At 38.0% G+C, this 14,592-nt stretch carries 16 protein-coding genes; 3 read left to right on the top strand and 13 right to left on the bottom strand.

The genetic code is table 11. From position 1 onward, the window contains the following. The first annotated feature begins 26 nt into the window (after positions 1-26). Entirely contained in the window at positions 27-992 is a 966-nt protein-coding gene (locus tag JCM9140_RS07460; RefSeq protein WP_034744477.1) for an asparaginase, read from the top strand. Between the two features lie 56 nt (positions 993-1,048). On the opposite strand, the gene JCM9140_RS07455 is transcribed toward JCM9140_RS07460, so the two are convergent. The 6 genes from JCM9140_RS07455 to JCM9140_RS07430 form a co-directional block, all read right to left on the bottom strand. Further along, positions 1,049-2,011: a YpdA family putative bacillithiol disulfide reductase gene (locus tag JCM9140_RS07455; RefSeq protein ID WP_034744476.1), complete on the bottom strand. Its 963-nt coding sequence runs from the start codon at positions 2,009-2,011 to the stop codon at positions 1,049-1,051. Positions 2,012-2,104: 93 nt separating this feature from the next. Then, positions 2,105-3,367, bottom strand: a complete 1,263-nt coding sequence (locus tag JCM9140_RS07450; protein WP_034744454.1) for a Glu/Leu/Phe/Val family dehydrogenase — start codon at positions 3,365-3,367, stop codon at positions 2,105-2,107. 165 nt (positions 3,368-3,532) lie between these two features. Next, the gene (locus JCM9140_RS07445) at positions 3,533-4,132 is read right to left on the bottom strand and encodes a genetic competence negative regulator (RefSeq protein ID WP_034744451.1); all 600 of its coding nucleotides are present in this window, start codon (positions 4,130-4,132) and stop codon (positions 3,533-3,535) included. 116 nt (positions 4,133-4,248) lie between these two features. Next, positions 4,249-5,151: a MerR family transcriptional regulator gene (locus JCM9140_RS07440; protein WP_034744449.1), complete on the bottom strand. Its 903-nt coding sequence runs from the start codon at positions 5,149-5,151 to the stop codon at positions 4,249-4,251. 246 nt (positions 5,152-5,397) lie between these two features. After that, entirely contained in the window at positions 5,398-5,787 is a 390-nt protein-coding gene (locus JCM9140_RS07435; protein WP_034744447.1) for a hypothetical protein, read from the bottom strand. A gap of 209 nt (positions 5,788-5,996) precedes the next feature. Next, positions 5,997-7,199: a M20 family metallopeptidase gene (locus JCM9140_RS07430; protein WP_034744444.1), complete on the bottom strand. Its 1,203-nt coding sequence runs from the start codon at positions 7,197-7,199 to the stop codon at positions 5,997-5,999. Between the two features lie 567 nt (positions 7,200-7,766). On the opposite strand from JCM9140_RS07430, the gene JCM9140_RS07425 reads away from it, so the two are divergent. Beyond that, positions 7,767-7,994, top strand: coding sequence for a hypothetical protein (locus JCM9140_RS07425; protein WP_034744441.1), 228 nt, complete (start codon positions 7,767-7,769; stop codon positions 7,992-7,994). Between the two features lie 74 nt (positions 7,995-8,068). Here the strand turns inward: JCM9140_RS07425 and JCM9140_RS07420 are convergent, their stop codons facing one another. The 5 genes from JCM9140_RS07420 to JCM9140_RS07400 form a co-directional block, all read right to left on the bottom strand. Continuing rightward, the gene (locus tag JCM9140_RS07420; protein ID WP_034744439.1) at positions 8,069-8,527 is read right to left on the bottom strand and encodes a DUF2663 family protein; all 459 of its coding nucleotides are present in this window, start codon (positions 8,525-8,527) and stop codon (positions 8,069-8,071) included. A 79-nt stretch (positions 8,528-8,606) separates the two neighbouring features. Continuing rightward, complete coding sequence (locus JCM9140_RS07415; protein ID WP_034744437.1) at positions 8,607-8,843, bottom strand: hypothetical protein; 237 nt, start codon at positions 8,841-8,843, stop codon at positions 8,607-8,609. 17 nt (positions 8,844-8,860) lie between these two features. Further along, positions 8,861-9,445, bottom strand: coding sequence for a CPBP family intramembrane glutamic endopeptidase (locus JCM9140_RS07410; RefSeq protein WP_034744434.1), 585 nt, complete (start codon positions 9,443-9,445; stop codon positions 8,861-8,863). Next, the gene (locus JCM9140_RS07405; RefSeq protein ID WP_034744431.1) at positions 9,438-10,958 is read right to left on the bottom strand and encodes a RecQ family ATP-dependent DNA helicase; all 1,521 of its coding nucleotides are present in this window, start codon (positions 10,956-10,958) and stop codon (positions 9,438-9,440) included. Before JCM9140_RS07405 ends, JCM9140_RS07410 begins: the two co-directional genes overlap by 8 nt. After that, positions 10,948-12,009 carry a YpbB family protein gene (locus JCM9140_RS07400; RefSeq protein WP_034744429.1) on the bottom strand — a complete coding sequence of 354 codons (1,062 nt, stop codon included), beginning with the start codon at positions 12,007-12,009 and terminating at the stop codon, positions 10,948-10,950. The genes JCM9140_RS07405 and JCM9140_RS07400 overlap by 11 nt, the downstream gene beginning before the upstream one ends. A gap of 243 nt (positions 12,010-12,252) precedes the next feature. On the opposite strand from JCM9140_RS07400, the gene JCM9140_RS07395 reads away from it, so the two are divergent. Next, complete coding sequence (locus tag JCM9140_RS07395) at positions 12,253-12,501, top strand: ferredoxin (RefSeq protein WP_034744427.1); 249 nt, start codon at positions 12,253-12,255, stop codon at positions 12,499-12,501. A 32-nt stretch (positions 12,502-12,533) separates the two neighbouring features. Here JCM9140_RS07395 and JCM9140_RS07390 read toward each other — a convergent pair whose 3' ends face one another. After that, positions 12,534-13,253, bottom strand: a complete 720-nt coding sequence (locus tag JCM9140_RS07390; protein WP_034744425.1) for a FadR/GntR family transcriptional regulator — start codon at positions 13,251-13,253, stop codon at positions 12,534-12,536. 109 nt (positions 13,254-13,362) lie between these two features. Then, positions 13,363-14,412, bottom strand: a complete 1,050-nt coding sequence (locus tag JCM9140_RS07385; protein ID WP_034744423.1) for a M14 family metallopeptidase — start codon at positions 14,410-14,412, stop codon at positions 13,363-13,365. Between the last annotated feature and the right edge of the window lie 180 nt (positions 14,413-14,592).

Here is a 14,592-nt window from a genome sequence, read left to right as displayed (position 1 = left end):
TCCAGCTATATTCTGAGGTGACCATTTTGAAGAAAATACTTGTACTCCATACTGGCGGTACTATTGCTATGCAAGAAAGTGAAGCGGGTATCCAGCCTAACATCATAAATCCATTATATTCCACTATCGAATCGCTATCAACCATTGCATCAGTTATCGTGGATGACTACTTAAACATGCCTTCTCCACACATTACGCCTCGCTTAATGATCGACTTGGCTAACCGTATTAAAGAACGAGTCCACAAAGATCAGCTTGACGGTGTTGTCGTGACGCACGGAACAGATACACTCGAAGAAACGGCTTACTTACTAGATTTAGTCCTAGATTGGGACATTCCGGTCATCCTAACTGGCGCCATGCGCTCAAGCAATGAACTTGGAGCAGACGGCCCCCATAACTTAATTGCTTCTGTGAAGGTTGCTGCAAATGATGAAGCAAAAGGAAAAGGGGTATTAGTCGTTTTAAATGATGAAATACATACAGCCAAAAATGTCACAAAAACACACTCTAGTAATATCTCAACGTTCCAAAGTCCACAATATGGCCCTCTTGGGATCGTAACAAAACGTGGTGTTTTTTTTCACCACACTCTAACCCAAAGGGACTGTCATCCGGTATCAAAGCTTTCGAAAAAAGTTGCACTGCTTAAAGTGTATTCAGGAATGGATGAATCGATTGTCGAAGCGATTGGTCAAACTGGAGTGGACGGACTTGTTATAGAAGCTTTTGGACAAGGGAATGTTCCACCAGTAATCATGAAGGCTTTAAAGGACCTTATTGATCGAAATGTTCCTGTTGTGCTCGTATCCCGGTGTTTTAGCGGCGTCGTACAAGACACTTATGCGTATGAAGGTGGCGGCCGAACATTAAAGGAAATGGGAGTCATCTTCACAAACGGGTTAAATGGCCAAAAAGCACGACTTAAATTAATGGTCGTGTTAGAACATGTCAATAAACATGATGATATTCAAGAGCGATTCTACAAATAAAAATAAGATAACATCTGTCCCAAAAGGTTCATCTTCACCTTTTGGGAACTCCGTTATCACTGTTGTTTAATCGCATTAGCAATTTGTGCTCCATGAAAACGACCGTTTTCAATAAAAATTTCATTTGCGTTGTTCCCTGCAGCAATCACACCCGCGATGTAAAGACCGGAAACATTTGTTTCCATCGTTTCTGGATTAAAATGTGGCCGCCCACTTTGTTCATCAACGTGAACACCCATTTTAGTTAAAAACGAATGATCCGGATGATAACCCGTCATTGCAAACACAAATTGCGCTGGAGCTCTTTTTAGTTGATCAGCAACTTTATAAACCACTTCATTTTCTTTAATTTCTACAACGCTAGCCTCAAACTCCATTTTTATTTTTTCATGACGGACTAAAGCATCAAACTCTGGTAAAATCCAAGGTTTTACACTACTCGAATATTCGCTTCCCCTGTAAAGATTCGTAATTCGTGCTCCTGCTTTTTCTAACTCTAACACTGCATCAACTGCTGAATTTTTCCCTCCGATTACGACAACGTCTAAATCAAAATACGGGTGAGCTTCTTTAAAATAATGGAAAACATGGCTTTGATCCTCTCCTGGTACACCCATTAAGTTTGGTGAGTCATAGTAACCTGTTGCAATAATAACAGAGTTAGCATCATACTCTCCTTTTGTTGTCTGGACATAAAAGGATCCTTTTTCTGTTTTCTGAACAGAAAGAACTTGTTCATATGCTTGTACGCGGATGTTCTTCCTTTTAACAACTTCTCGATAATAAACAAGGGCTTGGTTTCGTTTTGGTTTGCGTCCTTCTATCACAAACGGCACTCCACCTATTTCAAGCTTTTCACTTGTACTAAAAAAGGTTTGGTGCGTAGGGTATTTATGTATTGCATTTACGACGTTATCTTTTTCAATGACAACAGGGTTCAACCCTTCATTCATACAGGCAATTGCTGCGGCTAATCCACATGGTCCTCCGCCAACAATTAATACTTCTTCTTTTATCATGCTATCACCTTTACTTTCATCAAAGAGGGCGACCTCAGAAAGCAACCATTTAACTAATTGCCACCTTCTAGTCTCCCTCTTTTTTTTAAACCGTTATACCCATCCTCGGAATCGTGATGCCTCAGCCATTTTCCTTACTCCAATCATGTAGGCGGCTAAGCGCATATCAACCTTCCTTGTTCTTGATAATTTATAAATATTATCAAAGGAACCAACCATAACGTGTTCCAGTTTTCCTTCGACTTCTTCTTCTGTCCAATAATAACCTTGGTTATTTTGAACCCATTCAAAATAAGAAACCGTCACTCCACCAGCACTTGCTAGTACATCAGGTACAAGTAGGATTTCTCTCTCCGTTAAAATTCTAGTTGCTTCCATTGTTGTCGGACCATTAGCAGCTTCCACCACAATCGATGCTTTGATTTGGTGTGCATTAGCTTCTGTTATTTGATTTTCAATTGCAGCAGGCACCAATATATCACAGTCCAATTCAAGTAGTTCTTGATTGGAAATCGTATCTTTAAATAATTTAGTTACCGTCCCAAAGCTGTCACGACGATCCAATAAATAGTCTATGTCTAAACCTTCAGGATCATAAAGTCCACCGTACGCATCTGAAATGCCGACAACGAGTGCTCCAGCATCATGCATAAATTTAGCAAGAAAACTACCAGCATTTCCAAATCCTTGAATGACGACTCGAGCTCCTTCAAGGTCAATTCCTTTTCGCTTTGCTGCTTCACGTATGCAAATCGTAACTCCTTTAGCCGTTGCCGATTCCCTACCATGTGAACCTCCAAGAACAAGTGGTTTTCCTGTAATAAATCCCGGAGAATCAAACTCACGAATACGGCTATATTCATCTAGCATCCATGCCATTATTTGAGAATTCGTGAATACATCAGGAGCAGGTATATCTTTTGTTGGTCCAACAATTTGACTTATTGCACGAACATATCCACGACTCACCCGCTCTAGCTCACGAAACGACATCTCACGAGGATCACAAATGATTCCACCTTTTCCGCCCCCATAAGGAAGATCAACGATACCAGCTTTTAAGCTCATCCATATTGAGAGAGCTTTCACTTCTTTTTCAGTTACATTCGGATGAAATCGAACGCCACCTTTTGTTGGACCTACAGAATCATTATGCTGAGCTCTGAATCCCGTAAAAATTTGAGTTGATCCATCATCCATTCGAACAGGAATTCTAACTGTTAACATCCGAATGGGTTCTTTCATTAACTCATACATCTCATCTGGGTATCCGAGCTTGTCCAACGCTTTTTTTATGACACTTTGTGTCGATGCAAGCACATCTAATTGTTCTGCTTGCTGGTTATTTTCTGCCATTCCCTTTTCACCTCAATAATGGATATTCAAGCTTTTATCACTTTTAACTATAATGAAACAAGTAGAACTTTTCCACCTATATTGCAAACTTTTTCTAAAGTTTCCTTAAACTTTTAAGGAAGAATCTAACAACAAAAAAGAACTGACAAAGGAACTCATCAGTTCTTATTTCGCAACAAACGTACGGTATAATTCGGCAACCGAGTCATACTTTATTAGCCTTTTTCCGTATTCTTCCACAACATAAGAAGAAACGGTCGATGGATTACCAAATTCAGCAAGTAACGAAACGAAAGTAGCTTGGTTGACTAGGTCGACATCAAACTCTTCAAATTTTATAAAGTATTGATCACGATAAGCATAAAGGGAACCACCTTGAACTCCGAAAGGATACAACCTTGATGAAAGAGCAATCACATCTTCAATATCATTGAATTCGTAAAAAATATCTTCCGTTTCATCAAGAGTAACTTGCATCTCAATATACCCTTCTTCGAAACCTTCCTCATCAAAGTCTTCATCAGGTGTATTTTTTGAGACAATGATCACCATTCCTTGAGCTGGCATTGCATATACTTCAACAGCAATCGGACCGTCAACCTTAAAGCCAAGTTCGTCGTCAGCTTCTAAAATCATATCGCGGAATAAGTCATGAACTTTAGGTAAGTCTTGCCATAAATCTTCTTTTGTTAATCCTCTTTCACGCATATCATCAAAGGTTAAGAATGCTTTAAATTTATCTGTATTTAAACGCTCAAGACGCATTTTAAAACCTCCTTTTTACGAACACTATTCAAATTGTTCGTTCCGTCAAAACGGTCTTACTATACAATATGAGAGAACAGAAAAGAAGGTTCGATACACACGACTATAAATTACATTTACAAATTATTTTTCAACCATTTTTCCCAATCTTGTCGTGTTCTCCCAACAAGAATTTTCTCATATGTAAAGTTTTTTTCATCCTCGAACTGGTCAAAGGCCGATCCACCAGCTCCTATAATTAATTGAGGAAACTTCTTCTTTAGATGGTCAACCACTTTTAGTGTTGCTTGTAAATTCGTAACCATTGTACATGAGGTAAAGAACATCTTTGGATCCACTTCTTTAACGACTACTTCTAGATCTTCTTCAGGTATGCCTGCACCAAGGTACACAACCTCATACCCTTTTCTCCGTAAGAACAATGTGAAAATAAGAAGTCCTAGTTCATGCGTTTCATTGGGGCCACAAACCGCTACAACATTTGGTTTAAATCCATCCACAGGAAAACCATGAAAAACCGTCCCAATTTTCGTACGCAAATAAGATGTGACAAAATGCTCATGCGCTACAGTAATCTCATTGTTCTCCCACATTCGGCCCACTTTTACAAGAAGGGTACCTAAAATATCAATCGTTACCTTATCGATACTAAATAAACTAAAAGCTTGATTAAGCAACTGATTCGCTTTGTTTTCTTGAAAGGAAAGCAAGGCAGATAAAAGATCATCGGATAATTTAAGAGAATAATCTTCATGATGTGTTTGTTCTTGTGACTCAACTAACACATTGCTTTTATCGAACAAATCTACAGCTTGTCCGATTGTAAAACCTTTGTTCACCTTCTCAATTAACCATTTTAAGATAGCAACATGTTCATCCGAATAGAGTCTATGACCCGCTGGATTTCGAACAGGTTCAATGATATGATAACGTCTCTCCCAGGCTCGTAACGTTCCCGCTTGAATTCCAAGCATTTTTGAGATCGCCTTGATGTTATATTTCCCTTCTTTTGAAGCCATATTCTTTCCTCCTAGATGTAACACACACTGTTCTAAAATGGACATTTTCTCATCATTACCTTGCAATCAGTATAGCGAAAAGCACGAATTGTGTAAAATGATAAGACATGATGTCATCCACACTAAAGTACCACCCTGTATATATTTTGTGTAATCTTTTCTTAATGGTAGACAATTTCTTAAAAAACGCTACTAGTGTCACAAAGCATCGTTGTTCCTAATGACATATGTACCTGTTAGGCAAGATCATGTTCGATACTTTGTTTGAGCGTCCATAATCCCGTACCATAATGCTAGAAGTAATACAAGCAAAGCAAGCTTAACACTAACAGTAATTAAATGAAACCATGAAACAAACGCAACAATGACAAATAATAACCTAACTCTTTTAAAGGGGAGAAAATGGGTTGGTTGTAAAATGATAAAGAAATCGCGTACAAATAAAGAATACGAGAGAAACCCTAATGTAAATAGCAGAACTGCTATGAGTAATTTAAACGGGGAAAACAATACTTCACCAAGAAAAGCAGAAACAGACCAAATCGGAACATCAGGAAATAAATTCATCGCTGCTAAAGCACCACCGTACGCAGCTAACAGAAGCAACATTCTTTTGTATAACCAGATTGACATCATAACGTAGACCCCCTCCGTACAACCTATGCAAATCTTAGCTCCTTGAGACTTATTGTTTCACACCTTTTCGTCTATAAAATATGTCGTTACTTCCTTTTATTGTTTCAGGTAAAAATCAGCTTTTCGTTCCAGCTAGGATCAAAGAAAAACTTTGGGAAAGAAGCCTAAAAAAGGATCATAAAGTGTAGAAACTTTATGATCCTTTTGCCTTATGAAGGTTGCTCCTGCTTATTTATTTGTTTTCGATTCAAAAATTGAATGGCCGAACTTGCTAAGCATTTAGCTGCTATCAACATTGCTTTTTCATCAAAATCGAATTTCGGATGATGATGTGGGTAAACGATTCCTTCGTTTTCATTACCAGCACCTGTGAAGAAAAATGTTCCTGGAACATGTTGAAGATAATACGCAAAGTCTTCCCCGCCCATAACCGGCTCCATTTGATGAACAATCACATCATCTTGAACTTGGATAGCTGCATCAATAAACTGTTCCGTCTCCGTTACGTCATTTACAACTGCAGGGTAGCCCTTCTTGTAATCAAGTTCATAATCAGCCCCCATCGCTAGACAGATTCCATTTGTAATTTGTTCCATGCGCTCAATGATAAAATCTTGAACGGATGAATCAAACGTCCGAACTGTACCGACTAACGTAGCTGAATCAGCAATCACATTAAATGGTCCTCCAGCATGGAATGAACCAACCGTTACAACAGCTGATTTCAATGGGTCAACATTCCGGCTAACAATTTGCTGTAATTGACTGACAACGCTAGAAGCGACTGTAATGGAGTCAACCGTCTCATGAGGACTGGCTCCATGGCCTCCACGACCGCGTATTGTCAGCTCAAACTTATCCGCAGCTGCCATAATTGGGCCTTGTCTGTATCCAATATGTCCCAGTGGCATCGTTGACCAAAGATGCGTCCCAAAAATAACATCGACTCCATCAAGACAACCAGCTTTAATCATTTCAATCGCCCCACCAGGTGCTAGCTCCTCAGCAAATTGATGTATTAATACGACAGTTCCTTCGATTTGTTCACGATACTCCATTAATACTTTTGCTAAAACAAGTAACGTAGCTGTATGCCCATCATGACCACACGCATGCATAACTCCTTGTACGTTAGAAGCAAAAGGCAATCCTGTTTCTTCCTGTATAGGCAAAGCATCAAAATCTGCTCTTAGGGCAACCGTCTTTCCTGGTTTACCACCACGTATGTACCCAACTACACCACGTCCACCTACATTCCTTTTCACTTCTACCCCTAAACGCTCTAAATAATCAGCAATATAGTTGGGAGTATTCACTTCTTGAAATGACAATTCTGGTTCGGCATGAAACATTCGTCTCAATTCAACCATTTCCGGAAACAACTCTTCTAATCTACTAAACAATTGATTCAACTATATCCCTCCTAATAACCTTATTGTACTCTTCGTCACTCGAAAAGAAAACAATTGTCCTCTTATTAACAGGTTGTTTTCACATAATTTTTTTAAGTTAACGGATTTGTTCTTTAAAGCAAAACCTGTACAAATACAGGTAATTAAAAAAAGAGAGGCACAAAGCCCCCCTCTCCCGTTTCTTATTCTGAATGCTCCGAAATTTTCAACATATAAATAGCCATTGCAACTGCTGAAGCCATTGCAAGTAAACCAATACTTAAGATCGCAACTAATTGTACTGCTGTCATTTCACTCCACACCCCTATCAGTTTAACAAGTATCCTACTTAAATAGTAGCATAAATGAATAAAAGTAAAAAACAACAATGTGACAAATTCGAGAAATTTTCGTACTTTACTACGAAAGGATTGACAAAACCCCTCTCGTTCTTCACTCACTAATGATGTCAGAAAACTCCACAAAAAAATTGAAAATTTTGTTAATTTATTTTATACTGAAAGTAAGAACAATTAGAAAACGCTTACAAATCCGTCGATAAAATCATTCACCTAGGAGTGATGTGCTTTGATACTAACGAAATTAACAACCAAAACACTTGTAACAAATGAAGATCTTGAACTTAATCATCGTTTAGGGCTTCCAGTTGAAGTCTTTTGCTCCAAAAAAGGCAAAACAATCGCATTTGGACAAATTAAAGAATTTGATGAACAAAAAATCCAAATAAGAGACAATGGTTTTTGTCGTTCGACTTATTTATTTTTCGGAAAACCCGCGCTGACTGTAAAGGCTTGAAGTATAAGTAAGAATAAAAAATGAAAACGAATCGGGTAGTGAATTAGACTTATTCACTACCCGATTTATTGGATTTACTTATGATAGAGATTTATATCATGTTCTTTTTTCACATAGGAGTAAAGTGCCTCCCTTGCTTTCCAATCAGTATCGTTATCCCAAAACTCCGTGTTTCGATCAATCAGTTCTTCCCTGAGTTGATCAAATTCTTTTTCAGCTTTCTTAGCCTTTTTACCAAAAAAGTGGAGCTGTATAAACCCGATTGAAAGAAGAAGCATGAGTACTAGTATAAGTGGATGGCTGACCATAGCACTTAAAAGATTCGTTTGGAAAGACAGTTGCTGATTCGATAATACAGTAGTCCCAAATAAAAGAAATACAGCCACACATCCCATAGCAAATAAAGACCAAAGCATTTTAGCCTTTTCCATTTTCTCTAGTTTTTCTTTTCTAGAAATGAGCTCTTCTAGCATGACTTTTACGACAACGGGTCCGTAATATTTTGCTACATTCCACTCCTTAAAAACCTTCATCCATCCACCACCTCCCCATCTCACTTATATGCTATGGAGACAAGTTTTAGAATACAAATGGACAAAATTCAAAAATCGATTAAAAAAGCCAATAAGGAGATGTGACTGCTGCAGCAATAAGTAATAAAAATAAGATTAGCAATAGTTTAATAAGGGGAAACGAAAAACCTTTTGTCTTTTTTTTCTTTCTTGACCTTTTTCGGTGAACTCGACTTCTTGGTGGCAAAGGTCCATCCTTTTCAGAACTTGATTGAAACGAAGCCATTTGGTCGCGTAATGGCGCTGCTTGATCTTGATCCTTATTTTCTTCAACCATGTATGTCAAACCTCCTTCTATGATTGTTTTCGTTTGTAACGTTGGCGAATGGTTAGTCCTAATAAAAAATCAATCAGAAAGTGGGCAACAATTGTTACACCAATATTGCCTGTCCAATGAAACAAAACCCCAAGTAAAAAGCTTACGATCCAAACATTAATAAACAAAACAGGTTTCTTCAAATACCGAAAGTGTATGAGAGCAAAGATTGTGCTTGCAATGATTAACCCAAAAGCTGTTTGCAAAACAGCACGAAATAATAACTCTTCTGCTACAGCTATCACAAAACAAAGCAAGGTCAATTCAACGAGAGAAAGATTTTTAAACACTCTTTCATTAATTCCACCATCATCTAACCAGGACTTCGGTAACATACGATCTAGAATCAGATCTACGACAACAATCGCTATTGCAACGCCTCCTCCTACCCCTATCATAAGGCCAAGCTCTAACTCGAACAAGGCGCTAAATTCATCCCAACTAGGAAAAACGAAGAATGCTAAAACAATTGCTAGCATCAGCATAATCATTTGTGATAGGTATACATTAAGCTTCAGTTCTTGATCTGTCATGGTCGCAACAATTTCACTTTGTTTACTCATTATTTGTAACACCCTGTTCAAATAGATCCAATAATTTCCTTCTCCAGGTTTCCTGTTTTTCAAGATGTAATTCTACATTCTCTTTCTTTTTGAACCTGTCTAATAATGCTCCGCACTGATCACAGCACTGATCAAAATTGTTAGCAACCGTCTCAGAAAAATAGGTCAACATCTGTTCTCGACGACAATTTGTCGTACGTATCCACCTTAAAAACAAATCTAATTTCCTCTTCTTCTTAAGTTGCAATTCTTCTTGTTCTTGCCGAATGGCTAAAAGAAGAGCGTCAATAGAAAAGGGGCGAACAAAACCATCTTTTAAAATTCCTCTCGCCTCTAATTGATAGAGAATGGCTCTACACCCTAAATCAAGGCCATTAAAGCGCTGCAATAATTGACGCTCTGTTTCTTTCGTCCACGAGTTATGGCTTTTAACATATGACAAAAATTCATGTAGCTGTTCATCTGATAATTGTTCCCTTTCAAGAAGCAGCATATTTAACCCACGATCTTCCTCACAATACATTAGTATGGCTGCACTTGGTTGTCCATCTCTAGCTGCACGTCCAATTTCTTGAACGTATGACTCGAGGTCGTTGGGATAATGAAAATGAATAACAAATCGTATGTTTTTTTTATTGATTCCCATTCCAAAGGCGCTCGTGCAACAAATCACATCCAGTTGTCCGTTCATAAACTGCTGTTGAATTAAAAGTCTATCCTCGGTTGATAACCCGCCATGATAATACGCAACTCGTCCTAATCCTTTACTTTTTAACAGGCTCGCAACATTTTCCGCCCAAGACCTACTAGAAAAATAAATCATTCCCGGGCCTTGTAATGTTTGAATAAGTTGTTCGACTCTTTCTATTTTTTTTTGAACCGATTCATGTTTTTCAACAAAATACGATATGGTAGGACGATCAATGGAATAAATATGAAATTTAGGCTGACTCATCGCCAAGCTTTCACTTATATCTTTTTGTACTTCCTTTGTAGCTGTTGCTGTTACCGCTAAAGTAGGTGGATTTCCTAATGCATTCTTTACTGTACCTAGTTTCAAATAATCCGGTCTAAAATCGTGCCCCCATTGAGAAATGCAATGCGCTTCATCCACAACAAAGTAGGAGATCTTAAGTTTCGCAAGTTGTTGTTGAACAAATGGGACCTGAAGCATCTCAGGGGAGATGTAAATCATCTTATACTGATGTAGAGATGTTAAAGCATCCTGCCTTTCCTCTTTAGGCATAAAGCTGTTAAGTGCAACAACTGATTTAATCCCCTCCGTACGAAGAGATTGCACTTGGTCCTCCATTAAGGACAATAGAGGCGAGATAATTATGGTTATTCCTGGTGCTAGTAAAGCAGGAAGCTGATAGCAAATCGATTTCCCTGTACCAGTAGGAAGCATCGCTACCACATCGTCCCCTCGTAACATGGCCTCCACGATTTCTTTTTGCCCTTTACGGAAATGGCTATAGCCAAAATAGTTTTTTAAATTTTTTTCAAGCTCCATCTTGACCCTTCTTTCTAGCTAGCACTAGTCGAATCATGAAATAATTAATGTTATCTGACATGTGTTCTTTCAACGTACGTAAACGTGATGTTTGGAGAGTATTGGAAATATGTATAATTTCTTCTTCAAGTACTTCCGTAACAAATGGTCGAATCGAAAACGTCGGATGCTGTATAGCAATCTCAACAATATGATCTTCAATTGTATTTCGTTTCAACTTTCGTTTGTGACTTATTTCCTCAATAGAGTAACCTTGCTCCAAAAGAAAGAGTGTCTCCCTTGCAGATTCGGTTAAAGATATAGACTGTTTTAACCCTTTTAGAAAAGAAGGCAAACATGAGAATTCCTCATTTTGTTCAACGAAATAAATAAGGCGATGTAAAGTTGCGACATGAATAACATGAACAGCCTCAAGGTCAAGATTATAGCGCGTAGCGATCTGTTCCTTTGTCAAACCGACTTTTTTGATCCCGCTTAGTTGATCTACGAAAATGGATGCCTGAAGGTCTTGACAAGTAGACAGAAACTGTTCCAATTCCGTGTACAATTGTTTGTGAGTATTTAAAATATTGACCTGACCTGAAGGGAGATGCTGCTTGACCCAATGTTGGATATTACGTTGCTGGGTTATTGGATAAAAGCGAGTGTTTTTCTGTGCTAAATTCACAATAACTTGAATAAATAAAGAAAGCCTTAACCATACTTGGTCATATATAGAATGATATTCCCATCCTCGTAAATCAGAAAGATACAGGTTCTTTTCCTCGAATTCTTTGAGTTGATCTATGCCAGTAGAAGTTGTCTTGATCCGGTCTTCACCGATCCAACTAACAATTCCTTTTTCAATGAGTAAGCGAACATCCTCTTCTATATCAGCACGTGCCATTTTCGGAAATAAACCAAAGTATGTCAAAATTCCAAAAAAAGAGCCGTCTTGAATTGTTTGTGCTGATTTTTTTCCATTTAATAAATGTAAAATTCCATAAATGGATCTTTCTGAATGAATTCGATATCCGATTAGTGCAACGATAGCTTGTCTAGTCGAAAGCAAACTTACTCACCCCCTAAAATCTTATCTTATTGTAACAAATTCCAGTCAAGAAAGCGGCTGAAAACGATGCTTTGAGTAAATAAATAAGACGAACAAGTGAAAATTATGAACATTGATGGAGTAAAATTGTTGAAAAGTTTGTCAATCCGTTTTACAATAGGTCAGTAGAAAAAAACATATATATAATTAGCATAACCTGTTCGTCCAATACAAACGAATAGCAACAAATTGGAGGTTTTTGATATGGCAAAATATACAATCGTTGATAAAGATACCTGTATTGCATGCGGAGCTTGTGGTGCTGCTGCTCCAGATATTTATGATTATGACGATGAAGGAATTGCATTTGTAATTCTTGACGATAACAAAGGAACAACTGAAGTTCCTGAAGAATTAGAGGAAGATATGATCGATGCCCAAGAAGGTTGTCCTACAGACTCCATTAAAGTCGCTGACGAATCCTTCGACGGTGATGCACTTAAATTTGAATAGGTAAAAAAGCTACTGTGACGATCAGTAGCTTTTTATTCTTTCTTTAGATCCGATCGAAATATGGCTTCTTCTACCCCTACAATGTGTTTCATCATTTCCTCATATGCTTGGTTGGCATCTTGCTTTTTTATTGCTTCAAAGATAAGAATATGTTCATTGTAAAGCTGCTTCATTTTTTTTGTTTCAGAATACAAAAACAGCTTACGAGCTTCTCTCATGGAAACTTGCATCGTATCCGAAACCGTTTCCAACAACTTTAATAACATATCATTCTTCGTTGAAGAGACAATAGCCATATGGAAATCAACATCCGCTTTTTCCCCTAATTCTCCATCACCTTCCGAGCGTTTCATTTCTTCAAGAATTTGATTGATTTTTTCCAAGTCTTCCTCAGTACGGTTTACAGCTGCAAGGGAGGCTGCTCCTGTCTCAACAATTTTTCTTATTTCAAATAATTGACGAATATCCTCTTGTTTCATAAATTTCACAGAAGGAATGACCTTACTACTTAAATCATGATTGACCTTTTTCACAAACGTTCCTTCTCCTTGTTTAATTTCAACAAGGCCAACTGCTTTTAAGGCACTTAACGCTTCACGAATTGCCGAACGTCCAACTTGAAATTCTTCCGCCAATTGTTGAACAGACGCTAAACGCTGTCCCGGTAGAACTTCTCCATTCCGAATCATTTCTGTTAATTGTTCTGCAACAATCTCATATATTTTCTTAGGTCTCACCTGTTCAATTGCCATTTGTCCTACCCCCAAAACCTCTCTAATCATGACAGAAAGGATTTTCCACTTCCTTTATTTAGTTAAATTGTACCTTCCTTTTTGAACTTTGGCAATGGAAAGGAGGGCCTTATAAACTAAGGCCCTCTAAAGCGAGTAAACAATTATTTGACCAGATTTCTGAAAAAGATTCAGGTGGAAGCGGATTCGTTCCGACTCCGACTTCAATGGTAAAACCTGGACGACCCGTTTCTTGGATAAACCAATCTTTATATCCTCCATCGCTCTCAGCTGTATGAACAGGGGTATAGGAACTAGCCAATGATAATCGTTCCACCATATGTTTGCTACTAGTTGGTTCAAGCCCACGGTACCCCCAATAAATCACTTGCCCTTGTGAATGAAAGGCTAGCACATAAGCGAACGTATGTTTTAATGTGAAATGATAAATAGCTAAGGCCTCTGGCTCAGTTAACGGACCCGAGCCGCTATAATGACGGGGCCAAGGGATTTGCGGACTTCCTTTAGCCTCTTCCTCCCAACCAGCTGGCCATTGATGATTTAAATCGACTCCACGAATGTTACTTGACCAATGCTCAAATCGATTCATTCCTTTATTAATCTTTAATACATCATTTTGAAAAGGATGCTGATCATACACGCCCTGAAGAACTAGATCCACACCGTCTGGATTTACCAATGGAACAACATAAAGTGTTACTTCCGATAGTAGTTTATTGACGTCAAAATGCAACCATGGACTGTGTTGCTTTTGACATGTCGCTAGTTCATGTATAAAACGCGTTAAAAACTTACTCGTATGCCATTCGTTAGCATGCCAGCCTCCCGAATAAAAAACCTTTTTCTTTCCCGTTCCAATACTAAGCGAATAGATCGGTTGTTTCATGACCGAATGTCCGATCACTTCGACATTCACACCTAATTTTTTAAGATCAGGCAGCCATTTTTCCAAATCTTTTTGTGAAAATTCAGTGTGATTGTCCCAATCGTGACGTGGTTTTACCGCATCAATGTTCGGTATGTAAACCTCCATACCAGGGTGTAAATAAGCTGTCTCAGAATAAATGTGTGGATTAAAAAGTAACAGGTCAAATGGCCGAATCTGATATAAATAAGCTACTTTTTTAACCGTTTCTCCTTTTTCTATAATATGTTTCATGTCACCCCTCCTTCTTTGATATATATGAGGAGAAGACACAATCCATACAGTCGAATTTTCAATTACCCATTGATGATTAATTATTCACGAGTTGTTAAGCTTAAATAAGAGAATTAGAAAAAGCCACCCATACAAAATCTGTATGAACTGGCTTTTATAATAAAATAACGAATATTAGTA

It is taken from the genome of Halalkalibacter wakoensis JCM 9140 (assembly GCF_000513095.1).
GTDB lineage: Bacteria > Bacillota > Bacilli > Bacillales > Bacillaceae_D > Halalkalibacter > Halalkalibacter wakoensis.
The sequence above is the reverse complement of the archived record's forward strand: the minus strand, read 5'-3'. Positions and strand labels throughout refer to the sequence as shown.